The organism is Thalassospira lucentensis MCCC 1A00383 = DSM 14000 (genome assembly GCF_000421265.1).
Classification (GTDB): domain Bacteria; phylum Pseudomonadota; class Alphaproteobacteria; order Rhodospirillales; family Thalassospiraceae; genus Thalassospira; species Thalassospira lucentensis.
Genome location: NZ_ATWN01000004.1, coordinates 94,713 through 113,730 on the forward strand (window position 1 = coordinate 94,713; position 19,018 = coordinate 113,730).

General features: G+C 52.3%; 19 protein-coding genes. 12 read left to right on the plus strand and 7 right to left on the minus strand.

Annotation, left to right across the window (positions count from 1 at the left end):
• Positions 1–220 precede the first annotated feature (220 nt).
• Positions 221–808 (plus strand): type 2 periplasmic-binding domain-containing protein, encoded by a 588-nt coding sequence (locus K355_RS0109550; protein WP_022731908.1) that lies wholly within the window; start codon positions 221–223, stop codon positions 806–808.
• A gap of 17 nt (positions 809–825) precedes the next feature.
• Here the strand turns inward: K355_RS0109550 and K355_RS0109555 are convergent, their stop codons facing one another.
• Positions 826–1,599, minus strand: coding sequence for a PH domain-containing protein (locus K355_RS0109555; protein ID WP_022731909.1), 774 nt, complete (start codon positions 1,597–1,599; stop codon positions 826–828).
• Between the two features lie 211 nt (positions 1,600–1,810).
• On the opposite strand from K355_RS0109555, the gene K355_RS0109565 reads away from it, so the two are divergent.
• Positions 1,811–2,710: a DMT family transporter gene (locus K355_RS0109565; RefSeq protein ID WP_022731911.1), complete on the plus strand. Its 900-nt coding sequence runs from the start codon at positions 1,811–1,813 to the stop codon at positions 2,708–2,710.
• A gap of 17 nt (positions 2,711–2,727) precedes the next feature.
• On the opposite strand, the gene K355_RS25085 is transcribed toward K355_RS0109565, so the two are convergent.
• Positions 2,728–3,261, minus strand: coding sequence for a hypothetical protein (locus K355_RS25085; RefSeq protein ID WP_022731912.1), 534 nt, complete (start codon positions 3,259–3,261; stop codon positions 2,728–2,730).
• Between the two features lie 61 nt (positions 3,262–3,322).
• Positions 3,323–4,120, minus strand: a complete 798-nt coding sequence (locus K355_RS0109575; RefSeq protein WP_022731913.1) for a DUF4198 domain-containing protein — start codon at positions 4,118–4,120, stop codon at positions 3,323–3,325.
• Between the two features lie 99 nt (positions 4,121–4,219).
• Between K355_RS0109575 and nikR the strand changes: the two genes are divergently transcribed.
• A complete protein-coding gene (nikR, locus tag K355_RS0109580) occupies positions 4,220–4,699 on the plus strand; it encodes a nickel-responsive transcriptional regulator NikR (protein ID WP_022731914.1) in 480 nt (159 codons plus the stop codon).
• A gap of 282 nt (positions 4,700–4,981) precedes the next feature.
• Positions 4,982–6,055, plus strand: coding sequence for a recombinase RecA (gene recA / locus K355_RS23665; RefSeq protein WP_022731915.1), 1,074 nt, complete (start codon positions 4,982–4,984; stop codon positions 6,053–6,055).
• Positions 6,056–6,134: 79 nt separating this feature from the next.
• Here the strand turns inward: recA and K355_RS0109590 are convergent, their stop codons facing one another.
• Entirely contained in the window at positions 6,135–7,205 is a 1,071-nt protein-coding gene (locus K355_RS0109590) for a helix-turn-helix domain-containing protein (protein WP_022731916.1), read from the minus strand.
• A gap of 130 nt (positions 7,206–7,335) precedes the next feature.
• Between K355_RS0109590 and K355_RS0109595 the strand changes: the two genes are divergently transcribed.
• The 6 genes from K355_RS0109595 (at position 7,336) to alaS (ending at position 12,651) form a co-directional block, all read left to right on the plus strand.
• Positions 7,336–8,382: an alpha/beta hydrolase family protein gene (locus tag K355_RS0109595; protein WP_028791479.1), complete on the plus strand. Its 1,047-nt coding sequence runs from the start codon at positions 7,336–7,338 to the stop codon at positions 8,380–8,382.
• Positions 8,383–8,681: 299 nt separating this feature from the next.
• Positions 8,682–8,822 (plus strand): entericidin A/B family lipoprotein, encoded by a 141-nt coding sequence (locus K355_RS0109600; RefSeq protein WP_022731918.1) that lies wholly within the window; start codon positions 8,682–8,684, stop codon positions 8,820–8,822.
• A 97-nt stretch (positions 8,823–8,919) separates the two neighbouring features.
• Positions 8,920–9,096: a DUF1328 domain-containing protein gene (locus K355_RS25360; protein WP_022731919.1), complete on the plus strand. Its 177-nt coding sequence runs from the start codon at positions 8,920–8,922 to the stop codon at positions 9,094–9,096.
• A gap of 236 nt (positions 9,097–9,332) precedes the next feature.
• Positions 9,333–9,473 (plus strand): entericidin A/B family lipoprotein, encoded by a 141-nt coding sequence (locus tag K355_RS0109610; RefSeq protein WP_028791480.1) that lies wholly within the window; start codon positions 9,333–9,335, stop codon positions 9,471–9,473.
• A 38-nt stretch (positions 9,474–9,511) separates the two neighbouring features.
• Positions 9,512–9,817 carry an NIPSNAP family protein gene (locus tag K355_RS0109615; protein WP_022731921.1) on the plus strand — a complete coding sequence of 102 codons (306 nt, stop codon included), beginning with the start codon at positions 9,512–9,514 and terminating at the stop codon, positions 9,815–9,817.
• A gap of 179 nt (positions 9,818–9,996) precedes the next feature.
• A complete protein-coding gene (alaS, locus tag K355_RS0109620; protein WP_022731922.1) occupies positions 9,997–12,651 on the plus strand; it encodes an alanine--tRNA ligase in 2,655 nt (884 codons plus the stop codon).
• Between the two features lie 364 nt (positions 12,652–13,015).
• Here the strand turns inward: alaS and K355_RS0109625 are convergent, their stop codons facing one another.
• Both K355_RS0109625 and K355_RS0109630 read right to left on the minus strand, forming a co-directional pair.
• A complete protein-coding gene (locus K355_RS0109625; protein ID WP_022731923.1) occupies positions 13,016–13,969 on the minus strand; it encodes a hypothetical protein in 954 nt (317 codons plus the stop codon).
• A 328-nt stretch (positions 13,970–14,297) separates the two neighbouring features.
• Positions 14,298–15,635, minus strand: coding sequence for a DUF2254 domain-containing protein (locus K355_RS0109630; RefSeq protein WP_022731924.1), 1,338 nt, complete (start codon positions 15,633–15,635; stop codon positions 14,298–14,300).
• A 268-nt stretch (positions 15,636–15,903) separates the two neighbouring features.
• On the opposite strand from K355_RS0109630, the gene K355_RS25090 reads away from it, so the two are divergent.
• A complete protein-coding gene (locus K355_RS25090) occupies positions 15,904–16,635 on the plus strand; it encodes a TetR/AcrR family transcriptional regulator (RefSeq protein ID WP_081649496.1) in 732 nt (243 codons plus the stop codon).
• A gap of 70 nt (positions 16,636–16,705) precedes the next feature.
• On the plus strand, positions 16,706–17,965 hold the full coding sequence (locus K355_RS0109640; RefSeq protein ID WP_022731926.1) for an MFS transporter: 1,260 nt from the start codon (positions 16,706–16,708) through the stop codon (positions 17,963–17,965).
• A gap of 102 nt (positions 17,966–18,067) precedes the next feature.
• Here K355_RS0109640 and K355_RS0109645 read toward each other — a convergent pair whose 3' ends face one another.
• Positions 18,068–18,910: a tetratricopeptide repeat protein gene (locus tag K355_RS0109645; RefSeq protein WP_022731927.1), complete on the minus strand. Its 843-nt coding sequence runs from the start codon at positions 18,908–18,910 to the stop codon at positions 18,068–18,070.
• Positions 18,911–19,018: the final 108 nt, after the last annotated feature.

Here is a 19,018-nt window from a genome sequence, read left to right on the forward strand (position 1 = left end):
AGGTTACAATTTTCTGCGGTTGTACTGGTTGGAACGGCATATGTCCCGCAAGGGATAAGAACAAAAAAAACGAAATGCCGTGGGGTTTTAGATGGCGCGTAATCCAAAGAACAGGTTCGTTCGATCCTGTTTCGTTGCCGTAATTTTTGTAATCGCTCTTTTCCTTTCTTTCAGTTTATTGCCCGCAGCGCATGCCGCGGAAAAATGCCTGCGCATAGGCATGCCTGAAATTTACACCGACCAACGCGGTATTGAGCCCTATCGCACTGTCATGGCCGAGGCGGGGCTTTGTGTCCAACCCGTTCCAATGCCCAATGCAAGATCGGTTCTTGCGATACGCAGGGGCGACATTGACGGGCTGTTTGCTGCTGTGAACGATTTGCCCAAGCTTGCGGGTGTCGCCGTTGTGCCGGGTAAGGTTACACTGGGGAACGTCAAGGGGCTGTTGATTGTCCGCAGTGGCGATATTGCCGGGATAGGGGATCTAAAAGACGAGCTCCTTGGTATCTGGCTTGGTGAAACCTGGTCAAAAGACCTGATTGCCAGTTATCCAAACGTCATCGGGGTTCCGCGTGGCCCGCAGATGATGCAGCAAATGCTGCGCGAAGGTCGACTTGATGCCATGCTCATGGATGCCTATTCGCTCAAGATTTCTGGCGGGGTCCCCGATGGGTACAAGGGCATTCCAATTGCAGATATCGTTGTCCACAGTTGGCTGCGCGCTGAATTTGCCGAATTCCTGCCCAAGCTGGATGAAGGCACACGCGCATATCAAAAAAAGCTGCTTGCTCTATCGCGCGAGCCCTGACCCTAAAGCAACATGCTTTAACGATCCAGATGTTCGATGCTGTCTTGGCTGTTGGTTGCAATCGCCTGATCGTGGCCACGATGGGTGATGTCAATCGGATCCCCGGTATTATGTCTGGGGCGCACGCGACCAAAATAATCGGAAAGTTTCTTGGCAGCATCTTCGGGTTTGCTGACCTGACGCAGGGTAAAGCTGTGCCCCAAACGGTCGGTGATGTGCAAGTTGCCGTAATCAAAAATATTGCCGATGACACTTTTGCTGATCCGGGTCGATTTGATCGACTCAAACCCGCGATCATCCTGATCCTTGCGCAGCACGCCGCTGCGCGTAACGATGCGGTTGTTGGTGATCACACGTTCAAAGAAAAACAGATCCCGTATGGCCGTAAGCGGCAAAAGGATGCTGTCCTTTGCGGCCTGTGTCGAAATGCCAAGTGCGCGGCGCAGGATTTTCCAGACAATTGAAATCGCAGCAATGATCACGCCAAACAGGGCGATGGAAAAGACAAATTCATAGTCTTCCCAAACCTGATCAAGGGTGGCGAATGCTTCGGGCCCGGTTAGCAGGTTCCTGAATTGCGGCATCAGGAAATCGTAAATTGTGCGCCAGTGGTAGGACGCATAAATCAAAACTGCAATCCAGATGATCTTGATAACGCCCGGTACCAGAACCGATACGCCAGAAATCGGCAAGTCCATGATCACGACTTCACCATCCTGAAGATGGCGGCGAATGCCTTTGAACGGTTTTCCAGTCGTTTTGTTCTGGGGGGTGTTACGGGGGGATGCCATTGGTGTTGCGATATCCAGATTGCGGTGTGTTGAGATGAGCATACGGTGGGGTGGAAAAATCGCAAGCCATTGAGCGATTTGTTTGAGGTGCGTTTTGTTTCACGCACCAAGCGTGTAATTTGAAGTTGCAACACCGTAAAAAATCGCGCTTATCATGGCGGCCTGCTGCCACCACTGCCGGTCACAAAAACACTCTTTGGAAACGCGCCCCATGGTTCCCTTCCTCGGCGAAGCCGCCGCTTTTAGTGCCGCCCTGTGCTGGGCGACATCAAGCATGATTTTTTCCAATATCGGCGGCAAGGTCGGGGCGCAAACGGTTAATCGCGGGCGGTTGGCCTGTTCGATTTTTTGCCTGACGATCCTGCACTGGGTAATGGAAGGCCAACCTTGGCCGAATGCGGTGACATGGGAGCAGCTTGGCTGGCTATCACTGTCATCCATCCTCGGTCTTGTGATCGGCGATGCCATGCTGTTTCAGGCCTTTGTCATGCTGGGCGCGCGTCTTTCGATGCTGTTGATGTCAACCGTGCCCATCATGGGAGCGGTGTTGGCGTGGGTGTTGTTTGATGAAATCCTCATACCAATTGAAATTGCCGGTATTGCCTGTGGGGTTGGTGGCGTTTTGTTGGTGATTGTCGGTAAAAAAGGCCGTCCTGTGGGATTGGCCGGGCGCAATTATGTGGTTGGTATTCTGTTTGGTCTTGGCGGGGCGATTGGTCAGGTCAGCAATCTGATCACGGCCAAATATGCCCTGATCGGCGGGTATTCGGCATTGTCGGCAACATGGATCAGGACCATGGTGGCGGTGATTGCCATGTGGGGCTTTGCGCTTTTGCTTGGGCGGGTACGCCGGACTGTTACCGCCTGCATTGCGCCTGATGTTGGCAAATGGCTGTTTCTGGGGGCGTTGATTGGACCGGCGGTGGGGGTGTGGTTGTCGATGCTGGCGGTGCAAAACGCCAATGTCGGGATTGCCTCAACCTTGATGGCGCTGCCACCGGTGATCTTGATTGTCTATGAAGGGACGATCTTGCGCAAACCGGTCGGCTGGCAGGCGGTCATGGGCACCTGCCTTGCCTTTTGCGGTGTTGCGCTTTTGTTTATGCACTGATGTACGGCGGGCCGACCTTAGGTTGGTTTGATCCGCCGGGACCACAGGAACACACCGCCAAAAAGATTGATCAAAAGGCTCATACCAAACAGAGCACCTGCCCAAACCGGCAAATCAAACAGGGCGGATGTTCCGCGCAACGATGTATGCGGTTTCGTGGGGCTGGCTTTGGTCGCCGTTGCGTCGTTGGGGCCGAATTCGGGTGCATGGTAGGTCAGATTGACGATGTGTCCCATGCCATCGGCAACCTTGATCTGCCAGCCGTTTGACAGCGCACCGGATATATCTTCGCCGATGGTTTCCCGATCAACCCCAAAGGCAAAATGCCCAGTCCGGTCAGTACGAGCCTTTTGCCATGTTTTGCCAGTTGGCCCGATGACGATGACCTCGGCAAAGGCCATTGGCGTCCCGTCGGTATAGCCAAAGCGATAGTTAATTGTATGACTATTGTCTGTAACCTGCCATCCGGCCCCGTGGGCATGTGCGGTTGACAACCCTGCAAAAAGCAGGGCCGTCAACGCCATTACCACAGCAGGCAGCGGTTTGATCATTTGTATGACTATTCGTCTTACCATGAGTCTGACCATTCGTCTGACCTCTTAGGACATCGATTTAATCGGCGACATTAAAGGTTACGGTCGCCCGCAGGTTATGACCGTGAATGCCCTGTTCCTGATCAGAAACATCGGTGGCAACCCGCACCACCCACATGCCAGGCGCACTGATGCGAACCTTGGCAATGCCGCTGCCGCGTTCATCGGTCAGTGTTTCGCTGGCGTAGGCCCATGACGACGGCGTATCGGTAAATCCGCCGTAAGTCGCCAAGACCGTGGTTGTCAGCGGCTGCCCATCAAGCAGGATCTGGAACGTCGCATCCTGACCGATTGCAGTATCGCGGGGATCAGAAAGCGGCACAATTTCAAGTTTGTCGCCAACTGGCGTGTCGACGAAATCATCGGCGGCATCGCCGGACGCTGCGCCAACCAGATGTTTGGCAAATTTTTCATAGCGGACCGCGGCAATCGCATCGGTATGTTGATCAAGACCGCCTTCCTGCCAACCATCGGGAGTCTGTGCCCACACGACGGGCAGGCGATGTGCTGACAGCCACGCGGCCGTTTCTGGCACATCAAACGTCCCGATCAGGTTGGGGGCATCGGGGTTGATTTTGAAATCAAGGGCTGTTTTCTGATCGCGCGTAATCAAAGTCGCACTAAGATGCTTGGCGGCTTCGGCTTCTTCCGGGGTGCCAAACAGATGGCTTGAATCAAGCGTGAAAGTCGCCGTATCGCCCGGTTTGACATCGGTTGGGCTGCTGGTTGTGGTGAATTCGTGGGCGGTTGCCGCACCGCTCAAAATACAGCCAAGAGCGGCAATAATCACACCGGGTGCGAACTTTGATTGAAACATCTGCTATCCTTTGGGAAATTAGGTCTATAGAAAAGGCGGTATGAACTTTTCAAATTTGTTCATACGAGTCAAGCCGATGATTTTGAAAAGGGAATTGTGATGACCCGCGTCACCGTATCGATTGAAGATGATCTGATGGAGGCCTTCGATGCCTTTCTTAATCAGCGCGGCTATACCAACCGATCCGAAGGATTTCGCGACTTGATCCGTGAAAAACTGCAAAACACCAAGCTTGCTGAAGATGCAAACGGGGTGGGGATTGCGGTCTTGAATTATGTGTATGATCACGAAGAACGCATGCTGGCATCTCGCCTGATGAGCACCCAGCACGAACATCATAATTTAACGGTCTCGACAGTTCATTTTCACATTGATCATGATACCTGCCTTGAAAGCGTGACCTTGCGCGGCAGTCTTGCCGAAATTCGTGCCTTTGCCGATAAGGTTCTGGCCCAGCCCGGTGTGCGCCATGGTGAACTTTATTCCGTGCCCGGCGAGATGCATGTGGAATCCCATCATCACGGTGGCGATCATCATGGGCATGCGCATAAGCACGAACATCTGAAAATCACGACGTAATTTCCTTATTTTCCGCAGCATTACGGTATGGGGGGCATGAGAGGGCGGTCAATACGGGGGTGTTTGATCCAAATATTAGGACCCGCAAATGAGAACAAACTTGCAACATCGGAAATTCTATGTAAATGTTCTCATTATGTTCTCAAGCGCTCTGCTGGCGTGCGCAGGCAATTCAATCTGTTAAGGCAGCAGGCTTCTTAAGCGGTGGCGTTCCGCATTTAGGTCCGGGGAACCGCCTGCGTTGCATCCTACCCGGCCCTGTGGAATAAGAGAGTTCGAGCAATGATTCAGACCGCGCTGCATTTGGTGGATAAGGATACTATGGATAAGCAGAAGGCACTCGAAGCCGCCCTCGGGCAGATTGAACGCGCATTTGGCAAGGGCTCGATTATGAAGCTCGGCCAGCGCGATAGCGGCATTGATATTTCCGCAATTTCAAGCGGTTCGCTTGGGCTGGATATCGGGTTGGGCATTGGCGGTTTGCCGCGCGGCCGTATTGTTGAAATTTACGGTCCGGAAAGTTCGGGTAAGACCACACTGGCCCTGCACACCATTGCCGAAGCCCAGAAACTCGGCGGCACCTGTGCGTTTGTCGATGCGGAACACGCGCTTGATCCGGGATATGCCCGTAAACTGGGTGTGAATACCGACGAATTGCTGATTTCGCAGCCAGATGCCGGGGAGCAAGCACTTGAAATCGCCGATACGCTGGTGCGTTCCGGGGCGATTGATGTGTTGGTCGTCGATTCGGTTGCTGCCCTTGTGCCGCGCGCCGAACTTGAAGGCGAAATGGGCGACACCCACGTTGGCCTGCAGGCCCGTTTGATGAGCCAGGCGCTGCGTAAACTGACCAGTTCGGTTTCGCGGTCGAACTGCATGGTGATCTTCATCAACCAGATCCGTATGAAGATCGGTGTGATGTTTGGCAGCCCGGAAACCACATCGGGTGGTAACGCACTTAAGTTTTATGCGTCTGTCCGTCTTGATATTCGCCGTATCGGTCAGATCAAGGACCGTGACGAGGTCGTGGGCAACCAGACCCGTGTCAAAGTTGTTAAAAACAAAATGGCACCGCCGTTCAAACAGGTCGAATTCGATATTATGTACGGCGAAGGTATCTCCAAGATGGGCGAAATCCTTGATCTTGGTGTTAAGGCCGGCATTGTCGAGAAGTCAGGTTCGTGGTTCTCCTATAACTCGACCCGTATCGGGCAGGGCCGTGAAAACGCCAAGACTTTCCTGCGTGAAAATCCGGAAATGACCAACGAAATTGAAGCCAGCATTCGCGAGAGTGCCGGTCTGATTTCCGAGGCGATGACAAATATGAAAGAAGATGATCCGTCAAACGACGATTGATCTTCTTTGATCTACGACTAAAAAACGGGCGTGCTTTGGGCGCGCCCGTTTTTTTTGTGCCGAGGTGTCTGGGGGCTGATTACTGTGAGATGCTGGTTTGCTGCGTTACGGTCGAATGGCTTTGCCATTTGGTTGGCGTGCTGCCGGTGATACGCAGGAATTCGCGATTGAAATTTGATTTGGTATTAAAGCCACTTGCCAGCATGGCGGTGGTGACGTTCTGTCCCGTTTCCAATTCCCGGCAGGCATGTTCAATGCGCAGCTTGTTGATATAGCGCGACACATTTTCGCCAGTCACAAGATTAATCGCGGTTGAAACCTGCTTAAGCGGAAAGCCCAAACGCCGCGCCAGCCGTGCCAGCGTCAGATCAGGATCAAGATAAAGCTTCTTGCCAATGACCAGTGCTTCAAGCTGTTCCATGATGGCGTGAACGGGCACATCCTCATTGGTTTTATGAGGCGCGTTTTCCTGTCGGTGCACTCCGGGCGCGTTTGATGGGGCATCATATTCATCACCGTCCCCCTCAACAGGTTCGGTGACGATGTCGGGCGACAAGCACAAAAAACCGATCATCAAGAGCGCCACAGAAGAAAAAACACTCAAAATCAGGCCCGGCGCCCCGTGGTAGCCATAGCTGAGCGCAAGTGTGATGCAAATGTCGCTGATCGCGGATGTAATCAGCGCAATGGCAATGATCCGCCAGATCACAGCCGGGAAATGCCCCGATGCCAGCCGCGTATTGGCAAGGTCATCGCTGTGACGATGCAACATCACAAGGATCGCCACCCCATAGCCGACAAATATCACGACAAGCAAAGCGTCGATGGTAACCGGAAAGGCCAATACGGCACATGCCATCACAACCGGGATCAGAAAATGAAAAAGATCACGGGATTTGCGTTGCGATCTTATCGCGCCATCAAGGAAGGCGACCCACGCCAATGCCGGGATCAGCGATGCGGTGATCGGTTGGAGCAAGCGTAACTCGCTGACCCCGTAATATTGCACAACCGATACCGTCACACTTTGGCATGCACACGCCAAAAGCAACGCTGCCAGAAGCCGGGGCGTCTTGGTAAACAGGGTTGCGCGCAAGAACAGAAAACCCAGCAGCAGGGCAACAACCATCGGAACGGGTAAAACGATCATCGACGTTTAATCAACTTATCAATCATGTCCCAAAACCGGTTTTGCGTGTCCTAAAACCGGTTCGAGGACGCCACACCGCGCAAACCGGCGCAATTTCAAACCGTTAAACATTAAAACACGGATTGAAATCATGAAACATGTAACTTCTGCGATGCTTCTGGCCTTGGGGCTGGGTCTTTTTGCCGCCGCGACATCTATGCCTGCCACGGCCGCACAAGACATTGCCGGGTATGATCGGTTCGACGTGCAGGCTGCCCACCGGTCCAGACCACTTGCGGCATCAATCTGGTATCCTGCGGGCAGCCATATATATGTGGCCCCGGTCGGCAAAAGCGCGATCTGGCAAAGCACGAATGCCTATATCGGGGCGGCAATCGAACCGGGGAAACATCCGCTCATTTTGCTGTCGCATGGATCGGGGGGCAATATGGATGGGATCGGCTGGCTGTCATCGAAACTTGCATTGCGGGGGGCGATTGTTCTGGCTGTTAATCACCCCGGCACCACCACAGGCGACTCATCCCCGCGCCGGACGATGTATCTGGGGCAACGTGCCCTTGATGTCACAGCCGCCCTTGATCAGGTTCTCGCCAATCCTGAGTTTGCGCCCTACATCGACACCAACAACATATCTGCCGTCGGGTTCTCACTTGGCGGGACAACGGTTCTTAATCTTGCGGGGATGCAGTTTGATCGCGCTGCTTACCGCGACTATTGCGTTAAATATCAAGACAGCGCGCAAGATTGCATTTTCTATAAAAAGGGCGGGGTGGATTTCGCGCATTTGCCTGACGATTTCACAAACGGTTATCGCGACACGCGGATTAGCAAAACCGTCGCAATCGAACCGGGAATGTCCTTTGCCGTCAAACCCGACAGTCTGGCCGATGTGTCAAATCCCGTGCTGTTTATCAAGCTGGGCAAAGAGCACGGCTGGCTGGCGGGGGATGTCAGTGCGTCAGGAAGCAACCTTGTCGCAAAGGTAAAAGATGCATCCTTGGCGGTGTTTGCCCCAGCCTATCACCTGACATTTCTGGCGGAATGTGAACCCGGTGCCGCCAAGCTTCTTGAAGAAATGGACGATGATCCGATTTGCACGGACCCGGTGGGAACCGATCGCAGTTTGGTCCATCGGCAGATTGCCGACCAAATCGCGACATTCCTTGGTTTGCCATAAACAGCCAGTGGGGGGCTTGGTGTGCGCCCCATACGATCAAGGTGACTAAAGCGGGTGTGCATTGGCACGCCCGTTCTTTCTATATGTCGAAAATACGGATTAAACACCCAGAGTTTCACGTGCCCCAAAATGATCACGATTGGTGTAAGCCAATAGAAAACCTATGGTTTCACCTGCCTTAATCTTGCCAAATCAATAACTTGGCAGTGGGCTGTGGAACAAGTTTGCAACTGCCCCGTTTGTTTAGTGTGAACAGTTTAATCAATACAAACATCTGCAAGCAAACAGGAGCAAACAAGATGTCTGATATTATGAAAAAGATTTTCGCCATTGCAATGATTTCAGGTATGGGGCTCGGCCTTGCCGCCTGTGAAACTGCAGATGGCTTTGGTCAGGACGTTGAAGATGCTGGCGAAGCCATTCAGGAAGAAGCTGAGTAAGTCATTCATTCTTCCGTGCGTTGAGTTTGATCGCACCATCGGTGTGATCCCGTTCCGTTGGGGCGGGGAATAAAACGCACACAGTAAGGAGAAAGTTATGTTGGGTTGGGCAATCTTTTGTCTGGTTCTTGCCCTGATCGCCGCCGTTCTTGGTTTTGGTGGTCTGGCCGGGACATTCGTTGGAATTGCAAAGATACTGTTCTTTGTCTTTATCGTGCTGTTCCTCGTTTCACTTCTGGTCAATGCGTTGCGTGGGCGCGGCCCACCTGTCTGATCAGGTGCAAAAATAACACGAGCAAACCAGAACGGGCGTGCTACGGCGCGCCCGTTTTGCTGTGTGCCCATTGGGAAAATACCAAGTAAACAGTTGCCAGTTGCATGCTCCGGGGACAATATAACAACCTGATTTTTGCCGCTTTTAAGCATCATCAATCGTGTATAAACTTGGTTGAACACGAAGCTTCGTGGCTTCAAAATCAACATGTCGTTAAAGGCAGGAGCAAAGAAACAATGTCGGTCCTTGTAAAACGTATTTTGGCGCTGGCGCTGATTGCCGGTTTTGGTATGTCACTTGCCGCGTGTGAAACCGCAGCCGGTTTTGGCCGTGATGTTGAAAAACTGGGTGAGCAGATTCAGGAAGGCACCAACTAGGCATTCGTTGATACATACGGTTTCCAAGGGGTTTGGCCGTGATCACCTGCTATCTGAAATACATCATTGATGGCCATAAAATCCCCGAGTTCGAGGATTATGCCCGTCGCTGGATTCCCATCGTCAATCGCATGGGCGGCACCCATCACGGCTATTTCCTGCCCCACGAAGGGGCAAGCAACATCGCCTATGCGCTGTTTAGCTTCCCAAGCCTTGCTGCCTATGAGGATTATCGCAACCGCATGGCCGATGACGCCGACTGTGTCGCAACGCTAGACCTTGAAAAGCGCAACCGCAGCATCATCAGCTATGAACGCAGTTTTATGCGCCCGGTTCTTGAATAACGGTTTGCCCGCGATGGCCTGACGACGGCATATCTGCCGTATATAAATGCGGAAATTGTGACTTAAACACCGCAAAGCCTTTCCCCGACTGGACAGCGCAGGGCCGAGCCGCTAAATAGGGCAGTCCTGCCCGCGGTGTTGCGGGTGTGTTTGTTCCGCGTTTTCCGGGTTGGAGAGATATGCAGACCGTTAATGATATCCGCACCACGTTTCTGGAGTTCTTCCGCAAGAACGGCCATGAAGTTGTTTCATCCAGCCCGCTGGTGCCGCGCAATGACCCCACCCTGATGTTCACCAACGCCGGGATGGTTCAATTCAAGAACGTTTTCACCGGTCAGGAACAGCGCGACTATTCGCGCGCGACCACGTCGCAGAAATGCGTACGGGCCGGGGGCAAGCATAACGACCTTGAAAATGTCGGCCGGACAGCGCGCCATCACACCTTTTTTGAAATGCTCGGCAACTTTTCGTTTGGCGATTATTTCAAGGAAAACGCAATTGAATTTGCCTGGAACCTGATCACCAAGGAATACGGCCTCCCGGCGGATAAGCTGCTGGTGACTGTCTATCACACCGATGACGAGGCCTATTCGCTTTGGAAAAAGATCGCCGGTCTTCCTGATGACCGCATCATTCGCATTCCGACATCCGATAACTTCTGGTCGATGGGTGACACCGGCCCGTGTGGCCCGTGTTCGGAAATCTTCTTTGACCATGGCGAGCATATCTGGGGTGGTCCTCCGGGCAGTGCGGATGAAGACGGCGACCGGTTCATTGAAATCTGGAACCTTGTCTTTATGCAGTATGAACAGATGGCAAATGGGGATCGGGTTGATCTGCCAAAACCATCGATTGATACCGGCATGGGTCTTGAGCGTATTGCCGCCGTTTTGCAGGGCAAGCACGACAACTATGACATCGATTTGATGCGTGCTCTGGTCGAAGCATCGGCTGATTTCACCAATACCGATCCTGATGGGCTGCATAATGTGTCGCACCGCGTGGTTGCCGACCATCTGCGTTCCACGAGCTTCCTGATTGCCGATGGTGTTTTGCCGTCCAATGCCGGTCGCGGGAACGTGTTGCGCCGGATTATGCGCCGTGCGATGCGTCATTTACACATGGTCGGAACGCAAGACCCGGTGATGTATGAACTGGTGCCGACACTGGTACGCAAAATGGGCGGGGCTTTCCCGGAACTGGTGCGTGCACAGGCCTTGATCGAAGAAACGCTCAAGCTTGAAGAGCAGGGCTTTAAAACCATGCTCGATCGTGGGCTTAAGATGCTTGACGATGCGACCGATGGCATGGACGAAGGCGCAATCCTTTCGGGCGATGTTGCGTTCAAGCTTTATGACACTTATGGCTTCCCGCTTGATCTGACGGCTGATGCGCTCAAAGAACGCAAAATCGGCATTGACGAAGACGGCTTTAGCACCGCCATGGAAGAACAAAAGGCCAAGGCCCGTGCCGCATGGTCTGGTTCGGGCGAAGCGGCAACCGAAGAAGTCTGGTTTGATATTCAGGACCGCGACGGTGCTACAGAATTCCTCGGCTATGAAACCGAAATCGCCGAAGGTGTGGTCACGGCCCTGATCAAGGACGGTGCCGAAGTCAAATCTGCTGCCAAGGGCGATGAAATCGCGCTTGTTGCCAATCAGACGACCTTCTTTGGTGAGTCCGGTGGCCAGCAGGGCGATTCTGGCATCATTAAAACAGAAGCCGGTGCGGTGATTGAAATCACTGCGACCCAGAAAAAGCTCGGCACCTTGCATGTGCACCTTGGCAAAGTGATTGAGGGCGACGTCAAAGTTGGCGATGCGGCAGAATTCCGCGTTGATCATGCGCGTCGATCCTCGCTGCGCGCCAACCACTCGGCAACCCATTTGCTGCATGCGGTGATGCGCAAACATCTTGGCGATCATGTGACCCAGAAAGGGTCGCTAGTGGCAAATGATCGCCTGCGCTTTGACGTGTCCCATCCCAAACCGGTCACGGCCGAGCAGGCCGCGCTGATTGAAACCGATGTCAACCGCCTGATCCGCGAAAACAGTGAAGTATCAACACGTTTGATGACGCCCGATGAGGCGATTGAGCTGGGTGCCATGGCGCTGTTTGGTGAAAAGTACGGCGATGAAGTCCGTGTTGTGTCGATGGGCTTGCCTGAGGCCAACGAACATGCCTATTCGTTGGAACTTTGCGGCGGTACGCATGTCAAACGCACCGGCGATATCGGCATGTTTAAAATCGTTTCCGAAGGGGCGGTTTCAAGCGGTGTGCGCCGTATTGAAGCCCTGACCGGATCGGACGCGGCCAACTATATGGCCGCACGTGAAAACGTGCTGAGCACAGTGGCCGCCGACCTTAAAGCCGCCCCCGAAGACGTCCCGGCCCGTGTGAAGGCGCTTGTCGACGAACGGCGCCGTCTGGAACGCGAAGTTTCCGATCTTCGTAAAAAGCTGGCGACCGCAGGATCGGCTGAGGCATCGGGTGGCGATGCCTTTAAGGACGTTAACGGCGTTAAAATGGCCCTGCGTGCGCTTGACGGAATTCCGGCCAAGGAACTCAAAGGCATGGTTGATGAACTGCGCGATCAGATGGGATCAGGCATCGTTGCCCTGATTTCCAATGATGGGGGCAAGGCATCCATCGTGGTTGGCCTGACCGAAGACCTCAAAGACACATACAGTGCTGTTGATCTGGTGCGCATCGGTGTTGAAAAACTCGGTGGCAAAGGTGGCGGCGGCCGCCCGGACATGGCACAGGGCGGTGGTTCAGATCCGTCGCAGGCGGACGCCGCACTGGCCGCGATTGAAGCCCATATCGCAGGCTAAGCATTAACGCGACCGTCGTTAAAAAAGGCCCTGATCAGGGCCTTTTTTGTTTGCTGAATTCTTTGTGTACTTCAACCCGCATCTTCCAAGGCTACGGGCCTAGGGGTTGTCAATACCAGTGTTCTTTCGTCGCGATGTAAGCTACCTTTGAGCCTAACTTGGTACACATTGCCTTCGCCAGTTGGGGTAATGCAAACTAATTCCCCTTCTGTCTGATTCCTCCCTTTGTGACTGCACCCTTGTGTTTGATATTCTCGTTCCATCATTTCTTCCTCGGTTGGGATGTGGACGAAATTTTTATTTTTGTTCTTAAATTGTACCAGACTTCATCAAGGCTCGGGAAACTGAATTTTTTCTCGAGGCTTTACATGGCATTAACTGCCGTTTGGACCCGAGTAATCTGCTTTAGTGGTACAAATATGGCGTCGGCGAGTGCGAAAACAATCTGAGTGTCCCATTTTTCAATGAAAACTCCACGTGATTCACTGTCGACGGTTAAAAAACCTAATACCTCTGAATCTCTCTCCTCCATCAAGTTGCAAGAACCTTGACGTATGACGCAGGAAATTGTGCTTCGATAAGGCAATGGCCAGTTGAACATTGAGAACCGTCGTCTATGAGAATTTAGACCCGTTATTAACTCTGGTTTGTAGGCAGTCATGCTTGTTGTTTGAAAAGCGGCATCCTTTGACAGGTTATTGCTGAAATAGTGCCAGTGTGCTTCGTCGGGGCTGAATAGTTCGGCAAAACGTTTATTGCTATTCAGTGGATCGTGATTTTCCCTCACGCGTTTCCTGTCGCTGTCTCTATAGCGCCCTGAGGATGCGTGATCTCTAGCATATGTATAAAAGTACAGTTCTCCATTATGTTCATATGTTAACTTAATACTACTCCTACAGTTTGTAGACGTAAGAGATCGGAAAATATCTGACATAAAATCTAATATACTAAATATTTGAGTTTTTGCTTGCTGTAAATATGCTTCATGCTCTTCTTTAGATGCGCCGTCTTTCGGATTTTTTTCGGTTAGAAAGTTGTTCAAATCACGTATGTGATGATTTATATTATGTATGGAAGTAGTTATATTTGCATATTTTTCTTTTCTTGAGCTATTGTAGTATATTACTATAACAAATATTAGTGTCAAAGTTGCTGTGGTGTATATAAATATGTTTGCGATTATTGATAAGGTGTTTTGATCTATTGTAGCATCTCTGAATAAGTCCCATGATGAGAAAATTGATAGTACGACACCAGTTACACCGAGTAACCAGCCGCCAAACCGTCGTGCATGAAATAAGAAAGCGTCCAAAATCATAATCCCCCAAAGTAAGATACTTGTTATTTTTGATTATCTAATATTAATTTTAAGTTGAAAATGATCAACGAAAATATATTTTTGGGGTGTGGAGCGTGATCCATGTGTTGGGTCGGAGATTTAGGGGTTCCAGTGCTCTTCAACCCTAACCAAGCTCCGCTGTATATCCGTTCCCGCAGAAGCAATCAGTATGTAGACGGAGCTAATGATTCGTCGGGGCTGGGGAAAACAGCGCTACGATTGTAAAATTCGGACCTTTCGAAAGCTGCATGCCGCCGCTTTTGGCCAATTGATTGATCCTGAATATCAAACGGATCAAGCGACTAGGTCAGGCCGTTTTGTTGCGCAATACCCGGTTAACCGCCCGTTCAACGGCTTGGCGATCTTTGGTTTCGGGGATGTCACGCTCGGCTGCGCGATGGATCAATTGGGCATGACGACATAGAATATCACGCTGCTCGGTGTTTTCGGTCAAGCCAATCAGGCTTTCAAGCACTTCGGCCATCGGCAGCAAAACATCGGGCTTGGCCGTGGCGGCTTGCCGGATTTGGTTAAAGGCCGCGCCGAGCATGCCGCCAAAATCGGGAAGGTAGCCGTAAAGGCGGTTCTGATCATCGTCATCCTTCCACAACCCGACAGGGTAATGAAAAGACATTGCCTTTGGCAGGGCCCGACCCAGACGGTAAATCACGGCTATGGCGGTAAAGGGATCATTGATCCCCGGCGACAGGGCGCGCAAGGCGATTTCAACAAGTTGGCGCAGGGCAAACTCGATATCAAGCATCTCGGTGCGTTGGTTGCCGATCATGATGTGTTTGGCGGTGTCTTCCTGACAGGCCGACATATCGATGTTTGATGCGCCCTCATCGTCAGGGGATTTTATCTTACCAATGGTTTCGCCTTTAATGACGTGCTGTCCGGCGTGGACAATCAGCGCGATCGTGATGTCGTGTTTGATCGCGACATCGCGCAAATGATCGTAATCAAGTCCCTGCACATAGCCCGATTTTGCGGCGATGATAGCGCTAACATCGTTGATATCGGTGCTCTCGGGCAGGGTGCAGTGATCTTTTTGGGCGGCCTCAATCGGGCTTTTAAGTGTATCGAGGGCAGAAGAAATTGTGTCTTCAAGGTTGCTGCCAACCCGGTGAATGACTTGGTCGGCGACAATCGATCGTCCGAGGTTATGGACAAACAGGATCAGCACAAACAGGCAGATTACAAAAAGCCCGATGGCCGACATGGTTGCGATTTGCGGAACCTGATCGGTTTGGGTTGTGCTGCCCATAATTACAAGCACGCCGATGAAAAACAGGATTGATCCGACAAAGCAGCCAATCGCGTTTTGGGTTTTGGGATCACCCATGAAATTGCGAATGGTTCGGGGGCCAAGGGACCCTGCGGCCAAAGTCAGGACAACCATGGTAATCGAAAGTGCAAACGTCGTCATGGTTACAAGCGTCGCCAGCAAGGTCGATATCAAATCGCGTGCGGTTTCGGTGGTGCTAAACTGCGGCCAGAAGTCGGGCAGGCTTGCCGCAATATCCGCATCGGTAACACGCACAGAGAGCAGGGCCAGAATAACGCCGCCAAACGCATAGAGTAGCGGAGTGAACCAAAGGCTGTGGCTTAGAAATTCCCATATTCGGATGAAGCGTTGGAACATTTCGAAACAGCCCAGTTCTTTTTGCTGCAGCCCAAAGAACTGCGGGTGAGAGGAATGAGTACCTTACTTTAAACGTTCGATGAGAAAATCAGTTCCCTTGTCGGTGTATTATATACCCGACACACCTTCGTGTGCCCATCACTGAAAACAGGGGCGAATATCAGTTGGAAACCCACCTATGCAAAAACAGCGATTGTTTCAAATTAAAAAATGAACCAAATTCGATTTTACGTCATTTATGATCCAATGGATGGAAGACTAGCCTGACATGGTAGCCCAGAACCGCATGGAAAAACGCCAAAACCGCGAAGAATTAATCCTTGGTAACGCAGGGAAACTGATTTCAGAAGTCGGTTTCTTTGAGCTGAAAATATCAGATTTGGCAAAGATGTGCGGGATTTCGGTTGGGACCCTGTACGGACATTTTGCCAGCAAGGAAGACCTTCTGATTGGCTTGGCCGTCATGGCGGGCGCCAAACGGGCGCAAAAATTTGACATTGCACGCAATCATGACGGCAGTGCGATTGAAAAATACATCATCGCCAGTTTGCTTGATCTGCGCTTTTCCATCGATCATCCGCAATTGTTCGAGGCCGAATATCTGGCCTTGGCACCATCGGTCTGGAAACGGGCAACACCGGCCCGTCATCAGGCGCAGCTTGACCAGATTGGTGCTGTGACCGAGATGTTTCAGACCTTTTTGAACGCTGGGGCGGATGCACTGGGTATTTCCGGTGATCTTCCTGAGCGGACGGATCGCGCCCGGAACCTTAACCTTGGCAGTTGGGGATTGGGATACGGCATCAATGTGCTGGTTTTATCCGAAATCACCGACCGGCATTACGGGCAGGAATTGCGCAAAAATGCGGTCAATATCCTGTGTGATGCGTTGGCCGATTTGCTGATTGGTGCCGGATGGCAGGTCGATGATGCACATCAAAAGGTGCGATCCCTTGCCCGGCGGTATGCCGCCCCGGCGACCGAAATGCCCCAACCCTGATTACGCCCGCCTGATCCCACCATCTGCATCACGTTAAATACACATAATACCAAAGCCCCACGGAGTTCCCATGTCGCAGGAAAACAAGGCAATGTCGGCAGTCTTTCTGACTGTTCTTTTTGGCTTTGCCGGTTTTAGTTTGCCCTATCCTGTTTTCGGTCCGATGTTTTTAAAGCCTGAGCTTGGCTTTCTTGATCCATCTGTGCCGGAACAATATCGCACCATCCTGCTTGGGGTCGCGATGGCGCTTTATCCAATTGGGCAGTTTGTCGGTGCGCCGTGGCTGGGACGGATGTCGGACAAAATCGGCCGCAAGCCGGTTTTGCTGGCATCTCTTTTGGGGGCAGCCAGTGGCTATATCGTGGTGGCGGTTGGGGTTGCGACCGCGAACCTGCCAATGGTGTTGATCGGTCGATTTGTCTCGGGCCTTTGCGAAGGCAACATGGCCATCGCACAATCGATTGCATCAGATATCAGCACACCCGAAAACAAGGTGCGCAATTTCGGCCTTCTGACGGTGGCGATTAATGTTGGCTGGATCATTGGTCCGTTGATGGGCGGGTTCTTCTCGGACCCGACGATCCATCCATCCTTTAACGTGTCGTGGCCGTTCTTTTTTGCTGCGGGTATGTATGGCTTTAACTTGCTGGTGGTCGCAGTTGTTTTACGGATTCCTGAATATGCGCGGCGCCGGGGACGCACGCCCGACGACGGTCCGCAAACCAGTCGGACTATCTGGCAAACCTTGACCGATCCGGGGCTGTTACCGGCCTTTGTCGTATCGTTCTTTAGTTATTGCGCGATCTTTTTGTTCTTCTGTTTCTTTGGGGTGTATCTGGTTCAAAACCACGATGTGACCAGCAGCTTCCTTGGCATGTGCTCGGCGATCATTTCGATCCCGCTGATCATTGCGGGCTTAACCGTCGAACGGGCCCAACGTCCGATTGGATTGCGCGGGGTTGCCGTCCTTGGGCACTTGTTCCTTGGCATTGGGTTGTTGACCTTTATCCTGCCCGATGGGCTGGTCTGGATATTCGTGCCGATGTGTATTGCGGCATTCGGGATTGCGTGGTGTGAGGTCACCACCAGCCTGTTTATTTCCAACGGGACCGGGGCGCATGAACAGGGGCAGGCACTTGGCATTTATCGGTCCGTCCACGTTCTGGCGGAAACCGTTGCCGTCTTGCTGGGTGGGGTTCTTGCCGGAATGAACAGCAATGCCCCCTTTATCGTCGGATGTATTGCAGCCTTCATCTGTGTGGCGGGTATTCTGGCTTGGGTGAAAACCCGTTCGGTGACGCCGACCGTGGAAACTGTCGCGGTGTCTTAACCATCCAAATAAAAAAGGATGCGTCAGCTATATGCTGTGCATCCTTATGACTGTGTTATGATTTGGCAAATGCCCGTGCTGTTACACGGGCATTTGTTTTTTTTAATAGGCAACTTTGGCCAAGGCGGCACGCGCTGTCAGGGCGGCGGCCTCGGAGCTGCCTTTGCGTTTGGCATCGGGCAGTTTGGCCAGCGTGTCGGCGAGGGCGCGGATGTTGTCAAGATCATCGATGTCGGAACAGACATCCATCACCCGGTTCCAGATGGCGTCATGATCCATGCCACCCATCACCGTCAGCGTAATGGCGCGGTTTAAGGTGGCTTGCGCATGTTCTGGCTGTTGGGCGAGGATTTTTTCAAACGTTTCAAACGCTGTCATCGGATGACCTTCGCGCAGACCAATCACCGCAAGGTCATTGGCCGCCGTCATCGACGTTGGATCAATTCGCAACAGCTGTTCGACAGCACGGCGTTCGCCTTCGCCATCTTCGTTGATCCGATAACATGCAGCCATTAGCCGATGGATTTTTTCCGACCCCGGATTGTGGTGGGCTGCGGTTTGTAAACTCGCCAGGGCACTTTCGGCGTGTTCAAGTTCCAGCAGGGCCTGCGCGCGCAACGTCAGAAATTCCGGGTCGGTTGGCTTGCTGCGCAAAATGATATCAACGTGGTTCAGCGCACTGCGGGCATCCCCGTTTTGTAGCAGAGCGCGTGCAATGTGATGCAGGCAGTCTTCGTGGCCTTCATCAGATTGCAGCACCGTACGATATTCGCCAAGTGCTTCGGTGATCGAACCTTTTTCATGCAGGGCCCGGGCCAAACCAAACCGGGCATCCAGATTGTCTTCATCTTCACCAAGTGCCTGTCGCAGCATATTGATTGCCGCATCAAACTGTCGCCTTTTCAGGGCCGAAAGTCCCATTTCAGAAAAGGACATCGCGTTCATTCGTGGTCTCCCAATCCTTCGAAAATCCGTTGTCCGGATCCCTCAATTTATCGATTAACGATGGGATTATAATGCCCGGTTTGATCATTACCAGCCCTATATCATGTG

Bases quoted from the DNA above. Each gene is read 5' to 3' on its own strand.
- K355_RS0109550 (WP_022731908.1), top strand. From the start codon at position 221: ATGCCTGAAATTTACACCGACCAACGCGGTATTGAGCCCTATCGCACT.
- K355_RS0109555 (WP_022731909.1), bottom strand. From the start codon at position 1,599: ATGGCATCCCCCCGTAACACCCCCCAGAACAAAACGACTGGAAAACCG.
- K355_RS0109565 (WP_022731911.1), top strand. From the start codon at position 1,811: ATGGTTCCCTTCCTCGGCGAAGCCGCCGCTTTTAGTGCCGCCCTGTGC.
- K355_RS25085 (WP_022731912.1), bottom strand. From the start codon at position 3,261: ATGATCAAACCGCTGCCTGCTGTGGTAATGGCGTTGACGGCCCTGCTT.
- K355_RS0109575 (WP_022731913.1), bottom strand. From the start codon at position 4,120: ATGTTTCAATCAAAGTTCGCACCCGGTGTGATTATTGCCGCTCTTGGC.
- nikR (WP_022731914.1), top strand. From the start codon at position 4,220: ATGACCCGCGTCACCGTATCGATTGAAGATGATCTGATGGAGGCCTTC.
- recA (WP_022731915.1), top strand. From the start codon at position 4,982: ATGATTCAGACCGCGCTGCATTTGGTGGATAAGGATACTATGGATAAG.
- K355_RS0109590 (WP_022731916.1), bottom strand. From the start codon at position 7,205: ATGATCGTTTTACCCGTTCCGATGGTTGTTGCCCTGCTGCTGGGTTTT.
- K355_RS0109595 (WP_028791479.1), top strand. From the start codon at position 7,336: ATGAAACATGTAACTTCTGCGATGCTTCTGGCCTTGGGGCTGGGTCTT.
- K355_RS0109600 (WP_022731918.1), top strand. From the start codon at position 8,682: ATGTCTGATATTATGAAAAAGATTTTCGCCATTGCAATGATTTCAGGT.
- K355_RS25360 (WP_022731919.1), top strand. From the start codon at position 8,920: ATGTTGGGTTGGGCAATCTTTTGTCTGGTTCTTGCCCTGATCGCCGCC.
- K355_RS0109610 (WP_028791480.1), top strand. From the start codon at position 9,333: ATGTCGGTCCTTGTAAAACGTATTTTGGCGCTGGCGCTGATTGCCGGT.
- alaS (WP_022731922.1), top strand. From the start codon at position 9,997: ATGCAGACCGTTAATGATATCCGCACCACGTTTCTGGAGTTCTTCCGC.
- K355_RS0109625 (WP_022731923.1), bottom strand. From the start codon at position 13,969: ATGATTTTGGACGCTTTCTTATTTCATGCACGACGGTTTGGCGGCTGG.
- K355_RS0109630 (WP_022731924.1), bottom strand. From the start codon at position 15,635: ATGTTCCAACGCTTCATCCGAATATGGGAATTTCTAAGCCACAGCCTT.
- K355_RS25090 (WP_081649496.1), top strand. From the start codon at position 15,904: ATGGTAGCCCAGAACCGCATGGAAAAACGCCAAAACCGCGAAGAATTA.
- K355_RS0109640 (WP_022731926.1), top strand. From the start codon at position 16,706: ATGTCGCAGGAAAACAAGGCAATGTCGGCAGTCTTTCTGACTGTTCTT.
- K355_RS0109645 (WP_022731927.1), bottom strand. From the start codon at position 18,910: ATGAACGCGATGTCCTTTTCTGAAATGGGACTTTCGGCCCTGAAAAGG.